Annotated in this window: 16 protein-coding genes and 1 riboswitch; of the genes, 14 read left to right on the forward strand and 2 right to left on the reverse strand. The window is 33.2% G+C overall.

Annotated elements, in window-relative coordinates; genetic code table 11:
* Nucleotides 1-117 precede the first annotated feature (117 nt).
* From QWY99_RS01440 to QWY99_RS01500, 13 genes are all read left to right on the forward strand, one after another.
* The gene (locus QWY99_RS01440; RefSeq protein ID WP_290260115.1) at nt 118-2,208 is read left to right on the forward strand and encodes a ferredoxin-like domain-containing protein; all 2,091 of its coding nucleotides are present in this window, start codon (nt 118-120) and stop codon (nt 2,206-2,208) included.
* Nucleotides 2,201-2,977 carry a uroporphyrinogen-III C-methyltransferase gene (gene cobA, locus QWY99_RS01445; protein ID WP_290260117.1) on the forward strand — a complete coding sequence of 259 codons (777 nt, stop codon included), beginning with the start codon at nt 2,201-2,203 and terminating at the stop codon, nt 2,975-2,977. The genes QWY99_RS01440 and cobA overlap by 8 nt, the downstream gene beginning before the upstream one ends.
* Entirely contained in the window at nt 2,977-3,555 is a 579-nt protein-coding gene (locus QWY99_RS01450) for a precorrin-2 dehydrogenase/sirohydrochlorin ferrochelatase family protein (RefSeq protein ID WP_290260121.1), read from the forward strand. The genes cobA and QWY99_RS01450 overlap by 1 nt, the downstream gene beginning before the upstream one ends.
* Nucleotides 3,556-3,651: 96 nt before the next feature.
* Nucleotides 3,652-4,704 (forward strand): NAD(P)/FAD-dependent oxidoreductase, encoded by a 1,053-nt coding sequence (locus QWY99_RS01455; RefSeq protein WP_290260124.1) that lies wholly within the window; start codon nt 3,652-3,654, stop codon nt 4,702-4,704.
* A gap of 288 nt (nt 4,705-4,992) precedes the next feature.
* A riboswitch (SAM riboswitch) is annotated at nt 4,993-5,105 on the forward strand.
* 365 nt (nt 5,106-5,470) lie between these two features.
* Nucleotides 5,471-6,472 (forward strand): homocysteine S-methyltransferase family protein, encoded by a 1,002-nt coding sequence (locus QWY99_RS01460; RefSeq protein WP_290260127.1) that lies wholly within the window; start codon nt 5,471-5,473, stop codon nt 6,470-6,472.
* A gap of 549 nt (nt 6,473-7,021) precedes the next feature.
* Nucleotides 7,022-9,787 (forward strand): methionine synthase, encoded by a 2,766-nt coding sequence (metH, locus tag QWY99_RS01465; RefSeq protein ID WP_290260129.1) that lies wholly within the window; start codon nt 7,022-7,024, stop codon nt 9,785-9,787.
* Nucleotides 9,788-9,884: 97 nt separating this feature from the next.
* Nucleotides 9,885-10,841 carry a methylenetetrahydrofolate reductase [NAD(P)H] gene (metF, locus tag QWY99_RS01470; RefSeq protein ID WP_290260131.1) on the forward strand — a complete coding sequence of 319 codons (957 nt, stop codon included), beginning with the start codon at nt 9,885-9,887 and terminating at the stop codon, nt 10,839-10,841.
* A gap of 176 nt (nt 10,842-11,017) precedes the next feature.
* A complete protein-coding gene (locus tag QWY99_RS01475; protein WP_290260134.1) occupies nt 11,018-11,671 on the forward strand; it encodes a class I SAM-dependent methyltransferase in 654 nt (217 codons plus the stop codon).
* A 65-nt stretch (nt 11,672-11,736) separates the two neighbouring features.
* Nucleotides 11,737-12,960 (forward strand): dicarboxylate/amino acid:cation symporter, encoded by a 1,224-nt coding sequence (locus tag QWY99_RS01480; protein ID WP_290260137.1) that lies wholly within the window; start codon nt 11,737-11,739, stop codon nt 12,958-12,960.
* 121 nt (nt 12,961-13,081) lie between these two features.
* Nucleotides 13,082-14,491, forward strand: a complete 1,410-nt coding sequence (locus QWY99_RS01485; protein WP_290260139.1) for a pyridoxal phosphate-dependent decarboxylase family protein — start codon at nt 13,082-13,084, stop codon at nt 14,489-14,491.
* Between the two features lie 317 nt (nt 14,492-14,808).
* Nucleotides 14,809-17,169 carry a TonB-dependent receptor gene (locus tag QWY99_RS01490; protein WP_290260141.1) on the forward strand — a complete coding sequence of 787 codons (2,361 nt, stop codon included), beginning with the start codon at nt 14,809-14,811 and terminating at the stop codon, nt 17,167-17,169.
* Between the two features lie 42 nt (nt 17,170-17,211).
* Nucleotides 17,212-18,456 carry a DUF4374 domain-containing protein gene (locus tag QWY99_RS01495; RefSeq protein WP_290260143.1) on the forward strand — a complete coding sequence of 415 codons (1,245 nt, stop codon included), beginning with the start codon at nt 17,212-17,214 and terminating at the stop codon, nt 18,454-18,456.
* Nucleotides 18,457-18,560: 104 nt separating this feature from the next.
* Nucleotides 18,561-19,736 (forward strand): PepSY-associated TM helix domain-containing protein, encoded by a 1,176-nt coding sequence (locus QWY99_RS01500; RefSeq protein ID WP_290260145.1) that lies wholly within the window; start codon nt 18,561-18,563, stop codon nt 19,734-19,736.
* Between the two features lie 410 nt (nt 19,737-20,146).
* Here the strand turns inward: QWY99_RS01500 and QWY99_RS01505 are convergent, their stop codons facing one another.
* Together QWY99_RS01505 and gldA are read right to left on the reverse strand one after the other, a co-directional pair.
* Nucleotides 20,147-22,261 (reverse strand): outer membrane beta-barrel family protein, encoded by a 2,115-nt coding sequence (locus tag QWY99_RS01505; RefSeq protein WP_290260147.1) that lies wholly within the window; start codon nt 22,259-22,261, stop codon nt 20,147-20,149.
* A gap of 467 nt (nt 22,262-22,728) precedes the next feature.
* A complete protein-coding gene (gene gldA, locus QWY99_RS01510; protein ID WP_290260148.1) occupies nt 22,729-23,625 on the reverse strand; it encodes a gliding motility-associated ABC transporter ATP-binding subunit GldA in 897 nt (298 codons plus the stop codon).
* Nucleotides 23,626-23,776: 151 nt separating this feature from the next.
* Between gldA and QWY99_RS01515 the strand changes: the two genes are divergently transcribed.
* A complete protein-coding gene (locus tag QWY99_RS01515; protein ID WP_290260150.1) occupies nt 23,777-24,370 on the forward strand; it encodes an outer membrane beta-barrel protein in 594 nt (197 codons plus the stop codon).
* The last annotated feature ends 42 nt before the right edge of the window (nt 24,371-24,412 follow it).

A 24,412-nucleotide genomic window follows, 5' to 3' on the forward strand; every position in this document is an offset into this window, starting at 1 on the left:
ATTCCCCTAACCCCCGAATGGGGAATGAATAAGAATTTAGATAAAAAAATATATTAATTCTCCAGTTTTACTCCTTCCCCTTCGGGGAGGGTTGGGAAGGGAAAGCGAAATAGAAAAATGGAAAGTTTTAGAACAGAAATAGAAAATCCGATAGTTCAAAAAGAGATTATCGATTTAGAAAAAAAGATTCACTTATTCCGTGGAGGAAAAATTGATGATGAACGTTTTCGTAGTCTTCGTTTAGCACGTGGAATTTACGGACAGCGTCAAGAAGGCGTTCAAATGATTCGTATTAAATTGCCTTTTGGTAAAGTTACCAGTGAGCAATTAGTACGTATCACTAAAGTTTCTGATGAATATTCTACAGGGCGTTTGCATATTACAACACGTCAGGACATTCAGATTCACTATGTAAGTTTAGATAGAACTCCAGAGCTTTGGGCAAATTTGGCCAAAGATGATGTTACCTTGCGTGAAGCTTGTGGTAACACCGTTCGTAATATTACAGCTAGCGAATTAGCAGGTGTAGATGTAAATGAACCATTTGATGTTTCGCCATATGCACATGGTTTATTTCAGTATTTGCTAAGAAATCCTATTTGTCAGGAAATGGGACGTAAATTTAAAATTTCGTTCTCATCATCAGATGAAGATACAGCTTTAAGTTATTTGCATGATTTAGGATTTATTCCAAAAATTGTAGATGGTGTTCGTGGATTCAAAATAATGTTAGGTGGAGGATTAGGTTCGCAACCAGCACATGCCGAATTACTTTCGGAATTTGTTCCTGCTAACCAAATTATACCAACAGCAGAAGGAGTGATTCGTATTTTTGATAGATACGGAGAACGTGCAAAAAGAATGAAAGCGCGTATGAAATTTTTAATCAAAGAAATGGGTAGAGATGCTTTTTTGGATTTGGTTGAAAAAGAGAAAAAAGCAATCGCTTTTGAAACATACGAAATAGATACAACTGCTTTTGATGCACCTATTGCTGAACCATTATTGACCGTTCCAGCTGTTACGATTAAAGATCCAGTAGCTTATGAAGCATGGAAAAAATCGAATGTAATTGCTCAAAAGCAAGAAGGTTATTCTGCTATTGGAATAAAAGTGTTATTAGGTGATTTTTATACCGATAAAGCGAGAATATTAGCCGATTTAATTAAAAATTATGCAGCAAATGAATTGCGTTTTTCGTTGCGTCAAAATATTGTAATTCGTCACGTAAAAGAAGAGAATCTGCCTTTCTTTTATCAAGAATTAGAAAAATTAGGATTCGTTAATTTAGGATATAATTCAACAGCCGATATTACTGCATGTCCAGGTACAGATACTTGTAACCTAGGTATTGCAAGTAGTACAGGAATTGCTGAAGAATTAGAGAAAGTTCTAAATGCTGAATATCCTCAATATAGCAATAATCATGAAATTGAAATAAAAATTAGTGGTTGTATGAATGCTTGTGGGCAACATAATATGTCTGCAATTGGATTTCAAGGAATGTCAATTAACTCAGGTAAATTAGTAGCGCCAGCGTTGCAAGTTTTGTTAGGAGGAGGAAAACTAGGAAATGGTTCAGGACGATTTGCTGATAAAGTAATAAAAATTCCTAGCCGTAGAGGACCAGATGCATTGCGTACTATCTTAAATGATTTTGATGCTAATGCAAAAGGAGAAAAATTCCTTACTTATTATGATGCAAAAGGAGAGAAATATTTTTATGAAATATTGAAACCTTTCGCTGATGTAACGAATTTAACCGAAGCTGATTTTGTAGATTGGGGTAATGCCGATAACTACGTAAAAGCAGTTGGAGTTGGAGAATGTGCTGGTGTTGTTATTGACTTGGTTGCTACTTTATTATTAGAAGCAAAAGACAAATTAACATTTGCTCAGGAATCATTCGACGAAAACAAATGGTCAGATGCAATCTATCATGCCTATGCAGGATTTGTAAATGGTGCCAAAGCATTGTTACTTTCAGAAAATGAGAAAACAAATAATCATGCAGGAATTGTTGATTTATTTGATACTGTTTTTATAGCTACTTCAAAAATTGAATTGCCAACAACATTCAGAGAATTAGTTTATCAAATCAATAAAGTTGAACCTTCAGAAGCATTTGCAAAACAATACATCCAAGAAGGAATTTCATTTTTTGATACAATCGAAAAATATAGAGCCAAAGATTTAGCTAATGCTTAATACAGTAAAACCCAAAGTAACTTTAGTCGGAGCAGGTCCTGGTGATCCTGATTTGATGACTTTAAAAGGTGTAAAAGCACTTGCTGAAGCAAATGTGGTTTTGTATGATGCTTTGGCTAATGAAGAAATTTTAGAATATGCGCCTAAGAATGCAATTCGAATTTTTGTTGGCAAGCGAATAGCAAATCATGCCTATACTCAAGATCAGATTAACCAATTAATAGTTGATAATGCATTGACTTATGGTAATGTGGTGCGTTTAAAAGGGGGAGATCCATTTGTATTTGGACGCGGAAGTGAAGAAATAGAATACGTGGAGAGCTTCGGAATACCTACATTTGTAGTGCCTGGAATATCATCGGTAATTGCAGTTCCTGCTAATTTGGGAATTTCGATAACTAAAAGAGGTGTTTCAGAGAGCTTTTGGGCCATTACAGGAACAACTTCAGATAGAAAATTATCTACTGATGTTGCATTGGCAGCTCAATCTTCGGCTACAGTAGTTATCTTAATGGGAATGAGTAAGCTAGCGCAGATAGTTGCTTTGTTTCAAAAAGAACAAAAAGGAGAAACTCCAATTGCGATTATTCAAAACGGAACAACTCCAGACGAGAAAGTCGGAATCGGAACTATAAGTACAATTAAAAAAGTTGCTATGGAGAAAAAATTAGCTTCTCCAGCAATCATTATAATTGGCGAAGTAGTTAGAGAAAGCACTAAACTAAAAGGATTTTACGAAGAATTTGTATCAAGTCAAATACGATTGTAATGGAAAGAAACGAATTATATCCAATATTTTTAAAACTACATAAGCTTAATGTGCTTATAGTAGGCGGTGGAAATGTGGGGTTAGAAAAACTTTCTTTTTTATTAAAATCAAGTCCCAATGCTAATGTGGAGGTTGTTGCAACTACCTTTTTACCCGAAATTGAGATTCTGGGTGAAAAGTATAATTTGACCTTAACAAAAGCAAAGTTCAAGAAAAAGATGCTAAAAAAAAGGCATATGGTTATTGCTTGTACGGATGATTTGTTGGTGAATAAAAAGATATATGATTTGTCAAGAGAAAGATATCTGATTTGTAATATTGCCGATACTCCCGAATTATGTGACTACTATTTAGGTGGTATCGTAACCAAGGGAAATGTTAAAATTGCTATTTCTACCAATGGTAAATCACCAACAACGGCCAAAAGACTTCGAGAATTTTTTGAAGAAGTTATTCCTGAAGACATTAATAAAATGGTTGAAAACCTCAATGAGTACAGGAAAACACTAAAAGGCAACTTTGAAGATAAGGTTAGAAAGATGAACGAAATTACCGCATCGTTAAAAAATAAAGAGTAAAAAATTCCACAAAGAAATCAATGATAAAAATCATTGACATTAGAATAAATTATTCGTTTCTTTGTATTATTAAGAATGATTATAAACAACCTCATAATGATTAAAACAGACATACTTATAATAGGAGCTGGTCCAACTGGTTTATTTGCCGTTTTTGAAGCAGGATTATTAAAATTAAAATGCCATATCCTAGATGCTTTACCGCAAGCAGGAGGGCAACTTTCAGAGTTATATCCAAAGAAGCCTATTTATGATATTCCTGGTTTTCCAGAAGTATTAGCAGGAGATTTGATTGATAACCTACAGGAGCAAATTAAGCAATTTGAGCCAGGTTACACATTAGGAGAGCGTGCTGAAACAATCGAGAAACAAGAAGATGGTAGTTTTATCGTAACCTCAAATAAAGGAACTAAATTTCATGCGCCAGTTGTTGCTATTGCAGGAGGATTAGGAAGTTTTGAGCCACGTAAGCCACTTATTGAAGATATTGAGTTTTATGAAAATAAAGGAGTAAAATACTTCATTAAGAACCCAGAAAAATTCAGAGATAAGAGAGTTGTAATTGCAGGAGGAGGAGATTCAGCTTTAGACTGGAGTATATTCCTTGCAAATGTAGCTTCAGAAGTAACTTTAATTCACCGTAGAAACGAATTTAGAGGAGCTTTAGATTCTGTAGAAAAAGTACAAGAATTAAAAACGGCTGGAAAAATTAAGTTAATTACACCTGCAGAGGTAATCGGAATCAATGGTGCAGAGCATATTGAGTCACTTGTTATCGAAGAAAACGGAGCAACTCGTATAATTCCAACAGATTATTTTATTCCGCTTTTCGGATTAACACCAAAATTAGGTCCAATCGGAGACTGGGGATTAGAAATTGAAAAAAATGCAATTAAAGTAAATAATGCATTAGATTATCAAACTAATATTCCGGGAATCTTTGCAATTGGAGACGTAAATACTTACCCAGGGAAATTAAAATTGATTCTTTGTGGATTTCACGAAGCGACACTTATGTGTCAGGCAGCATATCAAATTATCAATCCAGGTAAAAAATATGTATTAAAATATACTACCGTATCAGGAGTAGACGGATTTGATGGAACTCGTAAAGAAGCTCCAAAAGCAGTTGTTAAGGCAATTGTTTAGTTTTTAAAAGTTGCTAAGGTTCTTAGTAACTGAGGTTCTAAGATTAAAAAAAAGGAAAGCTCGAACTATTTTAGTTTGGGCTTTTTTTAGTTGTATACTTCAAATTTACGTACTAACGAATTTATAAATCATAAAGAAGTGATGGATATATTCTCAAAATAAAAACAAAAACATTAATAAAGTTTTAAAAACTTAGAGCCTTAGTAACTTAGTGGCTCAGAATCTTTAAAAAATAGTTGCAATTGATAGCTTTATGTCTTTACTTTGCGCTGTTCATATTTTTATTGAAAGTTATCACGAAAGGCGGAGGGATAGACCCATTGAAACCTTAGCAACCCTTTATCATAAAGAAGGTGCTACATTCTACTTTATACATTCATTGTATTAAAGATAGATAACAACATAATACAGCAATGTATTTCTCAAAACTTTTCTTGACAAACTTACCGTATCAAACTGAACAAAATTCAGTATCAGCAGCGAATTATTGGCGCATTTTTGCCCATAACATTCCCGCTTTCTGCTATATCTTATTTTCTGAACCCCAGAAAAAAAGGATACCGCTGTAAACGAAGTTCACTGAACTCCTATGAAAATAGAAATTAAGTGAAGTAATCGGGGCTAAAGAGCTATGATATTGAATTTTTGGAATCGCAACCTAACCCGTTTTTAAAACCTGTTAGGTTTGAATTTCAAACAACAACAAAAATTAAATAGTAGTCCTAACAGGTTTTAAAAACTTGTTAGGACGTTAGAAAAGAAGAAAATGTCAACAATTCAAGAAGCAATAAAAAAAAATATCCTAATCCTAGATGGAGCAATGGGAACAATGTTGCAACGCTATAATTTCTCAGAAGAAGATTTTAGAGGAGAGCGTTTCAAAGACTTTCCGCATCCATTAAAAGGAAACAACGATTTACTATCCATAACACAACCACAAGCAATTCGCGATGTCCACGCCGCTTATTATGAAGCGGGTGCAGACATCGTAGAGACGAATACCTTTTCGGGAACAACAATCGGTATGGCCGATTATTTCCTAGAAGAGTACGTTTACGAATTAAATTACGAATCGGCTAAATTGGCTAGAGAAGTAGCAGATGAATTTACTGCTAAAAATCCAAGTAAACCCCGTTTTGTAGCAGGTTCAATCGGACCAACAAACCGTACAGCAAGTATGTCACCCGATGTAAATGATCCGGGTTACAGAGCCGTAACTTTCGATGATTTACGTATTGCTTACAAACAACAAGTAGAAGCCCTTATGGATGGTGGCTGCGATTTACTGTTGGTAGAAACTATTTTTGATACGCTGAATGCTAAAGCAGCACTTTTTGCAATCGAAGAAGTAAAGGAAGAACGTAATATAGAAATTCCGATTATGGTTTCGGGAACAATTACCGATGCTTCAGGAAGAACACTTTCTGGGCAAACAGTAGAAGCGTTCTTGATTTCAGTATCACATATTCCGTTATTAAGCGTAGGATTCAATTGTGCTTTAGGAGCCGATTTATTGAAACCATATCTAAAAACATTATCACAACATACAAGCTTTAATGTTTCGGCACACCCGAATGCAGGTTTACCAAACGCGTTTGGACAATACGACGAAACACCAGAGCAAACACAAGCATTCATCAAAGAATATTTAGATGATAATTTAATCAATATCATCGGTGGTTGTTGCGGAACAACTCCAGATCATATTCGATTAATTGCCGAAGTAGCAAAAGATTATAAACCGAGAATAGCGCCGGTTTTTGAGTAAAAGTTTTTTAAAAAGTTCTAGATGAAGAGATATTTGTATCAATTATAATGGAAAGGAATTGAGTTAAAGGTTCTTTAAAAAGTTCTAGATGAAGAGATATTTGTATCAATTATAATGGAAAGAATTTAAGTTAAAGGTTCTTTAAAAAGTTCCAGAGGAACGACATATTTGTATCAATTATAATGGAAAGGAATTGAGTTAAAGGTTCTTTAAAAAGTTCTAGATGAAGAGATATTTGTATCAATTATAATGGAAAGAATTTAAGTTAAAGGTTCTTTAAAAAGTTCCAGAGGAACGACATATTTGTATCAATTATAATGGAAAGGAATTGAGTTAAAGGTTCTTTAAAAAGTTCTAGATGAAGAGATATTTGTATCAATTATAATGGAAAGAATTTAAGTTAAAGGTTCTTTAAAAAGTTCCAGAGGAACGACATATTTGTATCAATTATAATGGAAAGGAATTGAGTTAAAGGTTCTTTAAAAAGTTCCAGAGGAACGACATATTTGTAGCAACGAAATTTATTTCGTTGAAAATTAAAAAAAAGAAATGGCAGAAAATAGAAGAGACCTTGTATTAGCAGGATTGGAACCGTTAATTATTACGCCTACTAGTGTTTTTGTAAACATTGGAGAACGTACGAATGTAACAGGCTCAAGAAAATTCTTGCGTTTAATCAAGGAAGAGAAATACGACGAGGCACTTGATATTGCGAGGCAACAAGTAGAAGGTGGAGCACAGATCATCGATATTAATATGGATGAAGGAATGCTTGATGGAGTTCAGGCAATGACTAAATTCCTGAATTTAATTGCATCCGAACCAGATATTTCGAGAGTGCCGATTATGATTGACAGTTCGAAATGGGAAATTATCGAAGCTGGTCTTAAAGTAGTACAAGGAAAAAGTGTTGTAAACTCAATCTCTCTAAAAGAAGGAGAAGAAGCTTTTATTCATCATGCTAAACTTATCAAACGTTACGGTGCCGCTGCAATTATCATGGCTTTTGATGAGGTTGGACAGGCCGATAATTTTGAACGAAGAGTTGAAATTTGTCAGCGTTCGTATGATATTTTAGTAGATAAAGTTGGTTTTCCACCACAGGATATCATCTTCGATTTAAATATTTTTCCAGTTGCAACCGGAATGGAAGAGCACCGCTTAAATGCGTTGGACTTTTTTAGAGGAACAAAATGGGTTCGTGATAATTTACCTCATGCACATATTAGTGGTGGAGTAAGTAACGTTTCGTTCTCATTTAGAGGAAACGATACTGTTCGTGAAGCTATGCACTCGGTGTTTTTATATCATGCGATTCAGAACGGAATGACAATGGGAATTGTAAATCCTGAGATGCTTTCGATTTATGATGATATTCCAAAAGATTTATTAGAACACGTAGAAGATGTAATTCTTAACCGCCGCGATGATGCTACCGAAAGACTTTTGGACTTTGCAGAGAATGTAAAGGGAGAAGTAAAAAGTGATGAAAAAGCAATTCAAGAATGGCGTTTAGGAACCGTTCAGGAGCGTATAACACATTCGCTAGTAAAAGGTATCGATGCTTTTATAGAAGAAGATGTTGAAGAAGCGCGTTTGGCGGCAGTTAAACCTATCGAAGTTATTGAAATTAACTTGATGACAGGGATGAATGTTGTGGGAGATTTATTCGGAAGCGGAAAAATGTTCTTACCACAGGTTGTAAAATCGGCACGTGTAATGAAAAAAGCAGTGGCGTATTTGTTGCCTTATATTGAAGCAAGTAAACAAGCAGGAGATAAATCTGGAAACGGAAAAATCCTGATGGCAACAGTAAAAGGAGATGTTCATGATATTGGTAAAAACATTGTTTCGGTTGTATTAGCCTGTAACAATTACGAAATCGTAGATTTAGGTGTAATGGTGCCTCCAGAAAAAATTATTGCAGCAGCAATTGAGCACAACGTAGACATTATTGGATTAAGCGGACTGATTACACCTTCGCTTGACGAAATGGTTTATTTGGCAAAAGAATTAGACAAACAAGGAATTAAAATTCCGATTATGATTGGTGGAGCAACTACTTCGCGTGCGCATACAGCCGTGAAAATCGCTCCACAATATAGAGAAACTGTAATTCACGTAAACGATGCTTCGAGAGCAGTTACTGTTGCAGGAAACTTATTAGATCATAATCGTAAAGTATATGCAAGTGATATTCGTGCTGATTACGACGCTTTTAGAGAAACGTTTTTAAATCGTTCGAGAGATAAAAATTTCTTGACAATTGAACAAGCGCGTAAAAATAAATTACAATTGGATTGGAGCGAATATACTCCGACGAAACCAAAATTTATAGGAGCGAAAGTTATTGAAGTAGAATTGGATGTTTTGGTTCCGTATATCGACTGGACACCATTTTTTAGAACGTGGGAATTGTTTGGTAAATATCCAGCAATTCTAACGGATGAGGTTGTGGGAACTGAAGCGACTTCTGTTTTTGCAGATGCTCAGGCGATGTTGAAAGTTATCTTGGAAGAGAAAAAACTAACAGCAAAAGGAATTTACGGAATTTTCCCTGCGAATCAAGTAAACGATGATGATATTGAATTATACGACATCCCCCCAACCCCCGAAGGGGGAGTTGCTCAAATTGACGAAAAGCAAACCAACAACAGCACAACGGAAATAACGACAAAAGAAGAAGTTCCCCCTTCGGGGGTTAGGGGGACCTTTTTGACACTACGTCAACAATCTCAAAAGACAAAAGGAGCGCCAAACATAGCTCTAGCAGATTTTATTTTGCCAAAAGATTCGGGAGTAACTGATTATATGGGAGCGTTTTGTGTAACAACAGGATTTGGTGTTGACGAATGGGCTGCAGAATTTGAGAAAGATCTTGATGACTATAATTCGATTATGGTAAAAGCATTAGCAGATCGTTTTGCAGAGGCGTTTGCTGAATATTTACACGAGGAAGTCCGTAAAAATTTCTGGGGTTACGATGCCGATGAGTCATTATCAACCGAAGATTTAATTGAAGAAAATTATAAAGGAATTCGACCAGCACCGGGATATCCTGCTTGCCCAGACCATTTAGAAAAACCAACTATTTGGAAATTACTAAATGTAGAAGAAGAGATAGGAGTTACGCTAACAGAAAGTATGGCAATGTGGCCAGCATCATCAGTTTCAGGATATTATTTCGGAAATCCCAAAAGTAAATATTTTGGACTAGGGAAAATAAAAGAAGATCAGGTTGTTGATTACGCCAAACGAAGAAGTATTTCGACAGATAAAGCCATGAAATGGCTAAACCCAAACATAGCAGACTAGTCCCCCTAGCCCCCGAAGGGGGGGAAAAGGAGAATAAAATAACGCAAACCTGATGACCCCTTTCAGGATTCCCCCTTCGGGGGTTAGGGGGATAATTATGAAAGTAACCAAACATATAGAAAAGGCAAACGGGAATACATTATTCTCATTTGAAATTATTCCTCCACAAAAAGGGAAAAGTATTCAGGAATTATACGCTAATATCGATCCGTTAATGGATTTTAATCCTCCATTTATTGATGTAACAACTTCTCGCGAAGAGTACATTTACATTGATAAAGGAAATGGTTTATTAGATAAAAAACTAACAAGAATGCGTCCGGGAACATTAGGGATTTGTGCTTCTATAAAACATAAATACAATGTAGATACCGTTCCTCATGTACTTTGTGGCGGATTTACCAAAGAAGAAACGGAGTATCTTTTGGTAGATTGTAACTACCTAGGTATCGATAATGTTATGGCTTTGCGTGGAGATGCTATGAAAGACGAACAATATTTTATGCCAAAATTAGGAGGAAACGATTATGCAGTCGATTTAGTAAAACAAATCAACTTGCTCAATCAAGGAAAATACCTGCATGAAGTAATGGATATTGATAACAAAGCCGATTTTTGTATTGGTGTGGCAGGTTATCCAGAGAAACATTTAGAATCTCCATCATTACAATCTGACTTAAAAAGATTGAAAGAAAAAGTAGATGCAGGTGCTGATTATGTTGTAACACAGATGTTTTTTGATAATTCAAAATATTTTAAGTTTGTAGAAAAAGCTAGAGAAATGGGAATTACAATTCCGATTATTCCAGGGATTAAACCAATAGCAGTTCAAAGACATTTACAAGTATTACCACAGATTTTCCGTATCGATTTACCCGAAGATTTAATTCATGAGGTAGATAAATGCAAGAATAATGCTGAGATTAAGCAAGTAGGAATTGAATGGGCAATTCAGCAATCATTAGAGTTAAAAGCAGCTGGAGTTCCTGTTTTGCATTATTACTCAATGGGGAAATCAGAGAATATTCGCCAGATTGCTTGTAACGTTTTTTAGTCTATTTTTGGTGTTATAATTCTAAAAAAGGCAAGGAGCTATTCCGATAACTATCGGAACAAGCTGTACGCTGTATCTTTTTATCCGCAAAATAAAGCGGATAAAAAGGATGCCGCTCCCATCTGGGCTAGGGCATTAGGAGTTGTTAATTTTAATTTATAATAGTTTCAACAATTATGGAAAAAGAAGAATTACAATCAATTGCATCTCAATTAAAAAAACCAGAAGGACAAAAAGGAATTGAAATGGCAAATATGATGCATGAAACAAACATCAATATGACGCTAAGTTCAATTCAAAATCTACATATTTCACAAGGTGATATAATATTAGAATTAGGTCATGGCAACGCTGCTCATCTTGAGTATTTAATGGAGCAAAGCTCTAATTTAAAGTATTACGGACTCGAAATGTCTGAGCTTATGTATCAAGAAGCGCGTCAGATTAACAGAAATTATGTTTCTCAAAAACAAGCTTTCTTTTTGCTTTACGATGGAAATCAAATTCCATTTCCCGATGCACATTTCAATAAAATATTTACAGTGAATACGTTATATTTTTGGCAAGAACCTGTAAAATTTCTTTCGGAAATATACAGAGTGTTAGATAACAAAGGAATCTTTAGCCTAACATTCGCACAAGAAAGTTTTATGAAAAAGCTTCCGTTTACTGCGTTTGAATTCGAACTTTATAATACCGAAAAAGTCGAAAAACTAATTAGTCAGACTCCTTTTAAGGTTATCAAGACAGAAAATCAAACTGAAAAAGTAAAAAGTAAAACAGGAGAACTTGTTGATAGAGAATTTACTACGATTGTTTTAGAAAAATAGAATAAGTTAAGTTGTTGATTGTTAAAAGATTTAGCATAATTTTAAAATACTAATACTTCTTAATTATGGAGACTAAAAAAATCAATTTTTTAAAAAATTACAGCAGTATTCTTTTACTCCTAGGTGGTATTATTGCGGGAAGTGTTTTAGGATTAGTCTTTGGTAAAGACATAGAGATAATAAAGCCAATAGGTGATATTTTCTTGAATTTACTTTTTACAGCAATCATTCCGCTAATCTTTTTTACAATAACATCTTCTATTGCCAATTTAGAAAAAACAGAAAAGTTAGGTAGATTATTCGTTGTGATGGTAGCCGTTTTTCTAGCAACGTTACTTCTTTCGGCTATAGTTATGATTATAGCAGTTTATCTTTTTCCAATTCATCAAAATATTATCGTTTCTAAAATTCCACTTGAGAATATTGCAACAGGAAACGTTGGAGATCAGATAGCACAATTAGTAACAACAAATGACTTCTTCGAGTTATTGTCGCGAAAAAGTATGTTGGCACTTATCATTTTTTCTTTTTTAATAGGTTTTGCAACTTTGCAATCGGGAGAAAAAGGAGCAAGTTTTAAGAGTTTCTTGGATTCAGGAAATGAAGTAATGAAGCAGTTATTAAATATTATAATGAAAATGGCTCCAATAGGTTTAGGAGCTTACTTTGCGTATCAGGTTAGTTTTTATGGACCACAATTATTTGGAGTTTATGCCAAACCATTGGGGATTTATTATGGAGCTTGTGTATTTTATTTCTTTGTTTTCTTTAGCTTTTATGCTTTAGTAGCAGGAGGGAAAAGAGCTTTTATAGTTTTTTGGACTAATAATGTAACGCCTGCACTTACAGCTATAGGAACTTGTAGTAGCATTGCAACAATCCCTGCCAATCTAGAAGCTGCTGAAAAAATGGGAATTCCTGCTCGTGTTCGTAATGTGGTTATTCCACTCGGAGCACCATTGCATAAAGATGGTTCGAGTATGTCATCTATCTTAAAAATTACCGTATTGTTTACCATGTTCGGAAAAGATTTTACAGAACCAAGTACAATACTGATGGCATTAGGAATTACAGTAATTGTATCAATCGTAGAAGGAGGAATTCCTAACGGAGGCTATATCGGAGAAGTTTTGGCAATAACTGTTTATGGATTTCCAATGGCAGAAGCTTTGCCAGTGGCAATGATATTGGGAACGCTTGTTGATCCAATTGCTACTTTACTAAATGCCAATGGCGATGTGATTTCGTCAATGATGGTCTCCCGATTTTCGGAGAAGACTAAATGGTAACCTACATTACTATTTCCTATTTCAATTTAACACTATTTCATAATTCGCATAAACAGTACAATTAACTTACTGTTTTTGTCGTGAATGATGTTTTAGGTAACTACATAAAAGACCGCTATAAATGAATACAACATTTCAACAAGATTTAAACGATATTGAAAATATACTTGAGAAAGTAAAACAACAAGGGCTAGATTTTTTGAATTCCCTAGATACAGTTCCAACTTCAACTTCAAATACGATAACAACCGATAGGAATTTAAATCAATCAGGTTTAGGTACATTATCGACTTTGGATGAATTTAATCAGCGATTAGCTCCTTTAATGGTAGCATCATCTGGGCCAAGATATTGGGGGTTTGTTACTGGCGGGACTACACCTGCTTCGATAGTTGGAGATTGGTTGACTACTATTTATGACCAAAATACACAGACGGTAAAGGCGCAAGGAGGAGTATCGGCTTTAATAGAAATTGAAACAATTAATTTATTATTGCAATTATTAGATTTACCAAAATCATTCCTAGGCGGATTTGTTACTGGTGCTACAATGTCTAATTTTACTTCTTTGGCTGTTGCGAGACAATGGCTAGGAAAGCAATTAGGAAAGGACTTTGCTAAGAATGGAATAGATGAACCAATTACCATTTTATCTGCAACTCCACATTCGTCTTCTATAAAATGCTTGTCGATGTTAGGAATAGGAAGTCAGAACTTTACAAAAATAAAAACACTCGAAGGAAATAGAGAAGCAATTGATGTCGTTGATTTAGAAAAGAACATTCAAGCTTTAAATGGGAAACCTTTTATTGTAATAACAAGCGCTGCTACTGTAAACACAGGAGATTTTGATGATTTTATTGCAATAAATAAACTAAAAGAAAAGTATCAATTCTGGTGGCATATCGATGCTGCTTTTGGTGGCTTTGCCGCTTGTTCGCCTAAATACAAACATTTATTAAACGGATGGGAGACTGCGGATAGTATTACTATAGATTGTCATAAATGGCTAAATGTGCCTTATGAAAGTGCATTTTATTTGATAAAAGAAGAACATAAAATTTTGCAGATAGAAACATTCCAAAATTCGAATGCCCCGTACTTAGGAGATCCATTAGAGAACTTTAGTTTCTTAAATTTTTTACCTGAGAATTCAAGACGATTAAAAGCATTGCCAGTTTGGTTTTCTTTATTGGCTTATGGTAAAGAGGGTTATCAGGATATAGTTGAAAACAGTATTGAACTCGCATTGCAATTTGATGAATTTATTGTTGGGAGTGAGAACTTTGAGTTATTAGCTCCAACGAGATTAAATAATGTTTGTTTTACGTTATCAGGAGATCATAATCAGGATAAAGTAAATTTGTTTTTGACACATCTAAATGACACAGGAAAAGTATTTATGACTCCTACGGTATATTTAAACCGCAAAGGAATTAGAGCTTCATTTGTAAATTGGAGAACCAGCAAAGAAGATATTCAAATCGTGATAGAAGTAATTAAAAAGACAATTTTGGAATTAAAAATATAGATTAATCGTTTAATTATTTTTTAAAAGTAGCCCGTTTAAATTTTTAAACGGGCTACTTTTTTGTATACATGGGAGTTATTGTCAATGTGATTACTCTATTATTTTAATGAAATATGACACATTTTTTTAAGATTTTTATGTTTAAAATTAACAAAAGTGTTATTAAACTTCCTTTTCATTAAATTAAAGTTATTATAAAAGTTAAAAATTATGCTTATTTAGAATAATTAAAAACAAACTTGATTGGTTTGTCTCTAATAGTTAATTTTGTCATAAATTAATTCACATATCTATTGTTCATTTTTAATTAAAAGTTAATGCGACTACATAAAATAGGAATTCTATTATTGGTTTTAATGACCACAATACAAGGTTTTTCACAAAAAAATAAATCAACTATTTCTGGAGTTGTTTTGATAACGAACCAAATGCCGGGCGAAGCAGTTTCTGTAGCTTTAAAAGGAACAGCTTATGCTACACTTACAAATAGTAAGGGAGAATATAAGTTGAATGCTGAACCAGGAGATTATGTTCTAGTGATTACTTATGTAGGTTATAAAACAAGTTATACTGCGATTACTTTATTAAAAGGCGGCAAAGTAGTTCCAAATATCACGATACAAGAAGATATGGCTGCACTAAAAGAAGTAGCTGTAACAGGAAAATCTAAAGTGCAACGAGTTAGAGAGCAGGCTTATAACATTACGGCTGTCGATCTGAAAAAAACATACAATACTTCTGCCGATTTAAATCAGATTTTGAATAAAACAACTGGGGTTCGTGTTCGTGAATCTGGAGGAATGGGTTCTGATTTTAATTTTACATTGAATGGGTTTTCAGGAGATCAAGTGAAATTCTTTCTAGACGGAGTTCCAATGGAGAGCTTTGGTTCTTCGCTTACACTGAATAATATTCCAGTAAATATGGCTGAAAGGATTGATGTGTACAAAGGAGTTGTTCCTATAGAGTTAGGTTCAGATGCTTTAGGTGGTGCAGTTAATATTATAACGAATAAAAGTGTTGATCGTTACATTGATGCTTCTTATAGTTTTGGATCATTCAATACACATAGAATGGCTGTAAATACACGTTTTACAAACAAATCTGGCCTTATTTTGAATTTAAATGCTTTTGGTAACTATTCTGATAATGACTATAAAGTAGACGTAAGTATTGCTGATAAAGCTACTGGATCTTATTTACCAGAAAAAAAATACCGTCACTTCAATGATGGTTATAAATCAGGTGCAATAATGGCAGAAACTGGTTTTAAAAATAAATCATTTGCAGATTATTTACTTGTTGGTTTCGTGATGTCTGGTAATAAGAAAGAGATTCAGCAAGGAATAAGCATGGATAAAGTAGCTGGTCAAGCTTTTAAGGACGGTGAGGCTTTTATATCTTCTTTGAAATACAAGAAAAACAATCTTTTTACTAAGGGACTTTCTGTAAACTTCAATACAACTTATAGTTTGGTAAACAACCGTACAATTGACACTTCATCTAGGGTTTATGATTGGGCAGGAAATTATACTTATAGAAGTTTTGGAGGAGCTAGTGATAAGGGTGAATTAAATGATAATAAAAAAACATTTTATCTATATGATGAAAAGAATTTATTGACAATAACCAATATCAAATATGAAATTGATGAGCACCAATCTATAGCATTTAATCATACATATACGAGTTATAAACGTAAAGAAAAGGAAGGATATATAAATACTATTGATTTAGGTGAACCTTCTTTTGATAAAAATGTTTTGGGACTTGTATATAATGTGAGCGGTTTTGATAATCGATTTTCAGCATCTGTATTTGGAAAGATGTTTGATTTTCGTTCAAGCTCAGTAATTAAGGACAAAAAAGAATCTACCTCATCTACAAATTATGGTTATGGAGTTACTGCAACATATCATTTAACGGAAAATATACAAACAAAAGCATCCTATGAACATGCATATCGTTTGCCTTCGCCTGGAGAGATGTATGGAGATAGTGGAGTAACAATTACAAGTAATACTGGATTAATACCTGAAAGTAGTGATAATGTAAATTTTGGACTTGTATTAATTGCTCAAAAAAACAAACATCATTTTGGAGCTGAAAGTAGTTTGATTTACAGAAATGCTAAAGATTTTATACAAATGGTTCCTGTTGGAAATACATCTAGTTATAAAAATCTACAAAGTGTTCGTGTTACCGGTGTCGATGGAGTAATTCGTTATGCATATGATGATTTTTTAAGTTTTGAAGTAAATGCGACCTATCAAAAGCAGGTTAATACAAATAAATTTGTTAAAAAAGATAATTTGGAGGTTCCGGATGCACTGTATAATGCACAATTACCAAATGTACCTATCTTTTTTGGTAATGCTGATTTAGCTTTTTCATTCAAAAATATCAAATACAAACACGACCGACTTACCCTTAATGTTAGTGCAAATTATTTAGATGCTTTTTATTTAACATGGCCAGTTTTGGGTGAACTTGAAACTAAAAAAGCAATTCCAGAGCAGTTTACTCAAAATGCAATGGTTTCTTATTCTTTCTTAAATGGGAAATACAATTTTGCTTTTGAGTGCAGAAATATTACCGATGTAAAAGTATACGATTATTTCAAAGTTCAAAAACCGGGTCGCGCTTTCTCAGTTAAATTAAGATACTTCATTCAATAATAATTTAAATTTTTAATAATAACCCTTAAATAATTACAAATCATGTTTATAAACAAATTTCAAAAAGGCTTTGCAGTAGCAATGCTATCGTTATCTATTTTTTCTTGTAGTAGTGATGATGCTGCTCCAAAAGATGAAACAACTTTTACTGGTTCTAAGTATGTTGCATCTTACTGGTTAGCTGATTATACTCAGTATATTTTAGATTTTAACTCTATAGATCGATTAATGACGGGTGAAATTAGCGCTAAAGGAGTTGGAATTGAGCAAAACGGAAGTTGTTTTCCGATTAACAATACTTTTTTTGCATTACACACAGGAAGTGAAGGGTCAATACCATTTTCTTTAAATAGTGAAGGTAAATTAAAAGCAGGACAAAAAATTTCTTTCGAATCTTCTTATGCTGTTGGATACACTGATGACAAAAGAATGATTAATATTGGTGCCACTTGGGATGGTAGTTCTTCAGATTATGAACTAATGATTTACAATCCTACCAAAGTTTCAATCGATGCTCGTAAGTTTAATGACTTTGCAGTAAATGCATCAAATAAGAACGTCTTATATTGGCCAACAGGAGCAGCAGTTTCTGGAGATAAACTTTTTGTACCAGTATATATCAAAGATGTATCTGATAAAACGAATGTAATTTTGTCATCAGATGCAATTGTGAGAGTTTACAAGTACCCATCTTTGGAGTACATAACTACAATAAAAGATGCTAGATCAGCTGCAATTGGATTGTATTACACAAACACAGGAATTGTACAAACAGGATCAGGAGATATCTTTACTTTTTCATCTAATGCTCGTGCTGGTGGTTATCCAGTTACAAATGTTTCTTCTGGAATTTTGCGTATTAAAAAAGGAGAAGATAAATTCGATGCAAGTTATTTCTTTGATATTGAAAAAAGTTCACTTAAAGGAAAGGTTCTAGCAGCTTATCCGCTAGGGGGAGAAAAAGTTTATATATCTTATATACCTAGCGATGTTGATTCAGTAAACAATGTTTATAGTTTTCTAGATTCAAAACCAATTTTTAAAGGTGCTATATTAGATTTAGCTTCTAAAACTATTTTGCCAGTTACAGGATTGCCTGATTATGGTGGAGATGAGTTTTTTGGATTAGGAAGCATGTTTGTAGAAGATGGTAAAGCATACAAAAGCTTTGTTACGGGTAAAGAAGCTCGTGTATATCAAATAGATATTGCAACTGGTACTGCTAAAGCTGGAGCACTTCTTAAAGAGGGACTTTACTTACCTTCTATTGGTAAACTTACATATTAATACAGTTTAAAATGGTTTGAGGATATAATGATTAATTCCTCAAACCATTTTTATATGCCTTTTTTGCCCAAGACATTATTACCTATATAAAATATATATCCCCAATGACTACTATTAAAAGCCGTACAAATAAGCCACCGAATAATGGAAAATCGCGTTTTAGTAAAATCAATGCTTGGTTGCATTTATGGCTGGGGCTCGCCTCAGGAATCGTGGTGTTTATAATGGGAATTACAGGTTGTGTTTTGGTTTTTGAGCAAGAAATCAAAGAGTTAACATCACCTTGGTTAACTGTAGAAGCGCAAACACCAGACAAAGTTCTACCACCTTCTAAAATATATGAGGCAGTTAGTAAAGCGTTGCCAGATAAAGAGATTCATGGGTTTTGGTACAATGGTTTAGATAAGACTATAAAAGTTGATATTGAATCGGATTCTTTGATTTACGTAAATCCATACAATGGAGTTATTACTGGAATGGTAGATCACGAAGATCTTTTTCATATTATGGATGAAGGACATCGTTATGTATGGTTAGGTCGTGATGTTGGTTCGCAAGTAACAGCTTGGGGGACATTGATTTTCTTTTTATTACTGATAAGTGGTCTTATTCTTTGGTTTCCAAAAAAATGGAATAAAACAACAAGAAATGCTAGTTTTAAGATTAAATGGAACGCTAAGTTTAAACGAATCAATTATGATTTGCATAATGTAATGGGATTTTACACTATTATATTGGCATTACTTATTTCGTTTACAGGATTAATAATGAGTTTTCACTGGATTAGGCAAAGTACCTATTGGATAAGTGGAGGTTGGGCAGATGAAAAAGAGAAAAAAGAACTAGTTGTTGAAGCTAAAAAAGATTCATTATCCAAGCAACAAATAGATATGCTTACTGCCGCCGATATCATTTGGAATAAAGTGAGAAAAGAAATTGCCAAGGAAAACACAGAAGCCGTTATCATCCATTTACCAGATGAGCCAGAGGAAGATTTTTATGCTTGTACAGATATGAATAAAGGGATTTGGAGAGATTTGTATTTTGATTCAACAACATTAGAATTACTCCCTAAATCACAAAAGTATATTGACAATGAACGTTTTTCAAGATGGCTTATGCGATCCAATTATAGTCTTCATATTGGAGCTATTGGTGGATTACCAACAAAGATCCTATACTTTTTAGCTAGTTTAATTTGCGCTAGTTTGCCCGTTACAGGTTTTTATATATGGTGGGGAAGGAAGAAAAAAACAAAACCTGCCGTTGTTAAAAAATAAGATTACTTTTTTTGTTTACATATTTTTAGTTAGTTAAAGTCTTTTGAAGTTCTGAGCCCTCTTCAAAAGACTTTTTTTATGCTTTAAAATGACGCTCTAATAGATGTTATTTTGATTTGAGAGCTATTGAGTGTAATTACTTCGTCAATTAGCTTTGCTCCGGCCGTAAAAATAGCATTTAACACATAGTTACATAGTTCTGATAGTTATCGGAGGTTATGCGCTATAATAATTACATTCAAGGCGTGTACTAGTAAGTTAATTGTTATTAGTCTTTTTTTTGCTTTGCATTTAATCTGTTGTGATTAATTTATATAAATAAGTCGGTTGCAATTCGTTTTAGATAAGATATAAAACCAAGAAAGCCCATGAAATTCTTCATGGGCTTTTTATTATAAAATGATATTCTTTTAAATTCTGTAAGTAAAAGAAATGGTAGCTACACGGCTATCAAGGTTGTATCTTTTATCTATACTAGTTTGTCCAATAAACGAATTGATATTGTATTTATTAGTATTAAAGACATCAGTAACATTAAATTTTATACTGCCTTTGTTATCAAGAACTTGTTTTGATAATCCGATACTAAAATCGAAGAAACTATCTCTTTCGTAAATACCTACATTCGATTTTGATTGGTATTGTGCATTAGCTTCCGCTTTCCAAGTATCCGTAATAGTAAATGAGTTCTGAACGTTTAAATTTAGCGTTACTATCGGATTAATTTTAGTTGAATTAATCATGTTTCCTTCAAACTTATTTTCAAAAACATTCATCAGTGTATTTACAGACCACCATTTATATATTTCGGTTGTATTGGTAATATTTACACCATAATTAAAAGATTTTTTGGCATTAATTTGAGAAGTAACTGTTGTATTGTCTACAGGATTATAAACATAGATTTCTGTAAAAACATCTTTGGTTTGGTTAAAATAAACAGAAGCCATAAATATACTTTTCCAAGAATAACCTATCTCTGTTGAATGAGTGATTTCTGGAACTAAATCAGGATTTCCCTGTGAATAATTAAATGAATCATCGTAAAAACGGAAAGGGTTCAAGTCAAATTGACTCGGCCTGTTGATTCTCTTACTGTAAGAAGCATGCATCGAATGGTTGCTATTCATTTCATATTTTAGCGCAAGACTTGGGAACCATTTTAAATAGTCATCTTTATGCTTCTCATTTAATGTTTTTTGATTTATATCAATTGCAGTATATTCAGTTCGTATTCCACCTTGAATGCTCAGGTTCTCTAGTTTGTATTTATAGTTAGCATAAGCCGCATAAATTTGTTCATCGTATACAAAATGATTTGTTGAATTAGGGTCAACTATCCATTCATTATTATAGAACTCGTAAACAGAAGGATTATCGTTATTTTTAACACTTGCTTTAAATCCCCATTCTAGAGTTTGTTTTTCCTTAAAAGGATTTGTGAAATCTACCTTTCCAGTGAAAACTTTTAAATGAGAAGGAATATAACCTCTTCGATCATTGATTGCAGCACCAGGAATTAAATTAAAGGCGCTTTGAAATTGATTAGATCTAAATTTTGATGTTTCATATTCAAAATCAAAAGACATGTTTTTACCCTCAGTATTAAATTTGTGAACACCTGATAGAGCATAAGTATAGTCAAACCACTTTTCTTTACTATTGTTGTAGGTTAAAGCATCAAAATCTAATTGATTTAAGCTGTTATATAAAGTATTTCCTCCATTGGCAATATTTTGATAGCGTCCAATTTTTGCGTCAATGGAAACTTCTAAATTTGTTTTTGATGACACTTCATAAGAAGTTCCTATTTTGAAATTATTAGAGGTAAGCGGTTCGCTTGTTGTCGAGTGCTGATAATTTGTTGTAGCAATCTCTTGTCGGCTATTGTCTTTATACTGAATTTGTTCAAAATTTTTGCGTTCCTCTTCGCCTCTAAAAGTGTAGCTATAATTACCAAAAACACCAAATTTATCTTTGTTATAGCTTAAATTCATTCCAGAGTTAGTTCTGTTTTTTCTACCTCTTCCATAACTAGAAAACACAGTTCCTTTAATTCCAGAAGCACTTGGTTTTTTTAATATAATATTAATCATTCCAGCCTTACCCGTAGCATCGTATTTAGCAGAAGGATTCGTAATAACTTCAATTTGTTTGATGTTTGATGAGGTAGTCGATTTTAAGTAATTTGCTAGTTCTTTTTGCGAAAGCTGCGTTAGCTTACCATTAATCATTACGCCAACTCCTTGTTGTCCTCTAATTGATAATTCTCCATCCTGAGATACAACAACGCCTGGAGCGCGCATTAAAACATCTAGAGCAGTTCCCCCTTCGGCTACAATACTATTTTCTACATTAAAAATCATTCGATCTGATTTTTGGGTATAGAGAACTTTCTTTTTTACAATTATAATTTCATCTAATGAATTTATTGATGTTTCGATGATACTGTCTTTTTCTTTCTCTGTTTGCGCAGTCGCATAAACAGAAAAGGCAAGCATAATGGATGTTATAATATTTTTCATATTATTTGTTTTAATTTATGGGAATAATAAAATGACTTATTAATTAAGCCTAAAGGGTATAGTTGATCTATAATGATTTTTTTTATGTGGGAAATGGAACCAGAAATAATCAAATTAATTTTTTTGTTGGATAGAAAATAATTTTAGTTATTTCATCAGAGTATTTTTTTTGAAGATAAAATAACTCACTAAAAAGTGTGGAAGTAGCGGTTTTTGATGGGTAAAATAAAAACATGATTGTGTATTATTTAAAATTTTAAACATCAAATATAGCATTATTTATAACAAGTCTAAATAAAAATAAAAACAATTTTCAGTCTTTCCTGTAATCTGTTGGTATTGAGCATTAAATAGTGGTTGGTATAACGGTTTTAATAAAAAAATCCTATTCATTTAATAGCTGTTAAATGAATAGGATTTTTTATAAGTAGAGTGATAACTCTAAAAATGTTGGTAGCGTATGTATCTTATTTAGTAATTTCTCTAAATACAGCTTCTAGGTTTTTGTTTTTTTGATTAAGCTGTAGCGTTTTTAAACCGTTTGCAGTTGCAAAGTCAAAAATAGCTGGACGCATATCTTTTTCAGTAACAAAAGTCAATTCCCAAATCATATCATGGGTATTTTTATACGAACTAATATTTTCTAGTTTAGCAAGAAGTTGTTCTTCGACCTTATAATCGAACTCAACTTCGATAACTTGTTCTTTATCTTCAGAAATTAATTTGTCTAGTTTCTTGTCAGCAACGATTTTTCCATTGTTAATAATAATAACTCTGTCACAAATAGCTTCTACTTCTTGCATGATGTGAGTTGATAAAAAAACAGTTTTGTCTTTACCAACATTCTTAATTACGTTTCTAATTTCTATTAACTGGTTAGGATCTAGACCAGTTGTAGGTTCATCAAGAATTAAAACATCTGGATTGTGTAATAATGCATTTGCTAACCCTACACGTTGGCGATATCCTTTAGATAATTGTCCTATTTTTTTATGGCTTTCAGGTGACAAGCCTGTCAGTTTAATGACTTCTTCAATACGTGATTTTGCCACTTGATAGACATCGGCATTAAAAGCCAAATACTCACGAACATACAAATCCAAATACAACGGATTATGTTCTGGTAAATACCCAATAGATAGTTGTACTGCTTTAGTGTTTGTCATGACATCATGACTATTTACAAGGGCTGAACCGCTATCGGCAAGTAAATAAGTAGTCAAAATTTTCATCAAAGTAGATTTTCCTGCTCCATTTGGACCAAGAAATCCAACGATTTCTCCCTTTTTAATCGAAAACGAAATTTCGTCTAAAGCTTTTTGAGTACCGTAACTTTTTGATATGCTGTTTACTTCTATTGACATGACTTTTTTATTTGTTGCAAAAGTAAACAGAAATCTGCTTGATTACTAAAAATTGTCTTTTAAAGCACTCTTAAAATTAATATAAAATCTCAGGTACGTCGGCATTGTTATTGTTAAAACGAATCTGAATTTTTAAAAACAAAAAAATAAAATGAAAAAATTTTTACTTATTGCAACATTCGCTATCTGTAGCTTTGCAAATGCTCAAAAAGGATCAATCTTAGTTGGTGGGAATATCGAGTACACTTCTACAAATTCTGATTCTCGTTTTGGAGATACAAAAGAAAACACATTTGGCTTTTCTCCAAGAGTAGGTTACCAATTTAATGATAACTGGACAGTTGGGGGTGAATTTAGTGTAGCTTCTTCAAAAGTAGAAAGCGGTTCAGAAGAAAATAAAATTAATGCTTTCAGATTAGGAGCATTTTTACGTTATTCTGTGCCATTAAGTTCAACTTTCTCGGTTTTTGCTGATTTAGGAGCAGGTTTCCAAAACTATAAAAACAAAACGTATACTACAATGGGTAATAATACTATAACTAGCTCAAAAGCGAAAGCAGATGGTATGTATGTAGGTATAACTCCAGCTCTTTTCATTAACATGAAAAAAGGATTTGGTTTAAACTTCAGTATTGGTGGTTTAGGATACCAAACGTTAAGTTTTGATAATAACGGACCAGACGTTAACGAATTTTACTTCAATTTTGGTAAAACTGTTAATATCGGAATTTCAAAAAATTTCTAATCTTAGATTAGTTTTCAATTTTAAAAAGCACTCCAAATGGGG

The sequence above is a fragment of the Flavobacterium branchiarum genome (assembly GCF_030409845.1).
Taxonomy (GTDB): domain Bacteria; phylum Bacteroidota; class Bacteroidia; order Flavobacteriales; family Flavobacteriaceae; genus Flavobacterium; species Flavobacterium branchiarum.

Bases quoted from the DNA above. Each gene is read 5' to 3' on its own strand.
- QWY99_RS01450 (WP_290260121.1), top strand. From the start codon at position 2,977: ATGGAAAGAAACGAATTATATCCAATATTTTTAAAACTACATAAGCTT.
- QWY99_RS01475 (WP_290260134.1), top strand. From the start codon at position 11,018: ATGGAAAAAGAAGAATTACAATCAATTGCATCTCAATTAAAAAAACCA.
- QWY99_RS01495 (WP_290260143.1), top strand. From the start codon at position 17,212: ATGTTTATAAACAAATTTCAAAAAGGCTTTGCAGTAGCAATGCTATCG.
- QWY99_RS01500 (WP_290260145.1), top strand. From the start codon at position 18,561: ATGACTACTATTAAAAGCCGTACAAATAAGCCACCGAATAATGGAAAA.
- QWY99_RS01440 (WP_290260115.1), top strand. From the start codon at position 118: ATGGAAAGTTTTAGAACAGAAATAGAAAATCCGATAGTTCAAAAAGAG.
- QWY99_RS01485 (WP_290260139.1), top strand. From the start codon at position 13,082: ATGAATACAACATTTCAACAAGATTTAAACGATATTGAAAATATACTT.
- cobA (WP_290260117.1), top strand. From the start codon at position 2,201: ATGCTTAATACAGTAAAACCCAAAGTAACTTTAGTCGGAGCAGGTCCT.
- gldA (WP_290260148.1), bottom strand. From the start codon at position 23,625: ATGTCAATAGAAGTAAACAGCATATCAAAAAGTTACGGTACTCAAAAA.
- QWY99_RS01490 (WP_290260141.1), top strand. From the start codon at position 14,809: ATGCGACTACATAAAATAGGAATTCTATTATTGGTTTTAATGACCACA.
- QWY99_RS01455 (WP_290260124.1), top strand. From the start codon at position 3,652: ATGATTAAAACAGACATACTTATAATAGGAGCTGGTCCAACTGGTTTA.
- QWY99_RS01515 (WP_290260150.1), top strand. From the start codon at position 23,777: ATGAAAAAATTTTTACTTATTGCAACATTCGCTATCTGTAGCTTTGCA.
- metH (WP_290260129.1), top strand. From the start codon at position 7,022: ATGGCAGAAAATAGAAGAGACCTTGTATTAGCAGGATTGGAACCGTTA.
- QWY99_RS01480 (WP_290260137.1), top strand. From the start codon at position 11,737: ATGGAGACTAAAAAAATCAATTTTTTAAAAAATTACAGCAGTATTCTT.
- metF (WP_290260131.1), top strand. From the start codon at position 9,885: ATGAAAGTAACCAAACATATAGAAAAGGCAAACGGGAATACATTATTC.
- QWY99_RS01460 (WP_290260127.1), top strand. From the start codon at position 5,471: ATGTCAACAATTCAAGAAGCAATAAAAAAAAATATCCTAATCCTAGAT.
- QWY99_RS01505 (WP_290260147.1), bottom strand. From the start codon at position 22,261: ATGAAAAATATTATAACATCCATTATGCTTGCCTTTTCTGTTTATGCG.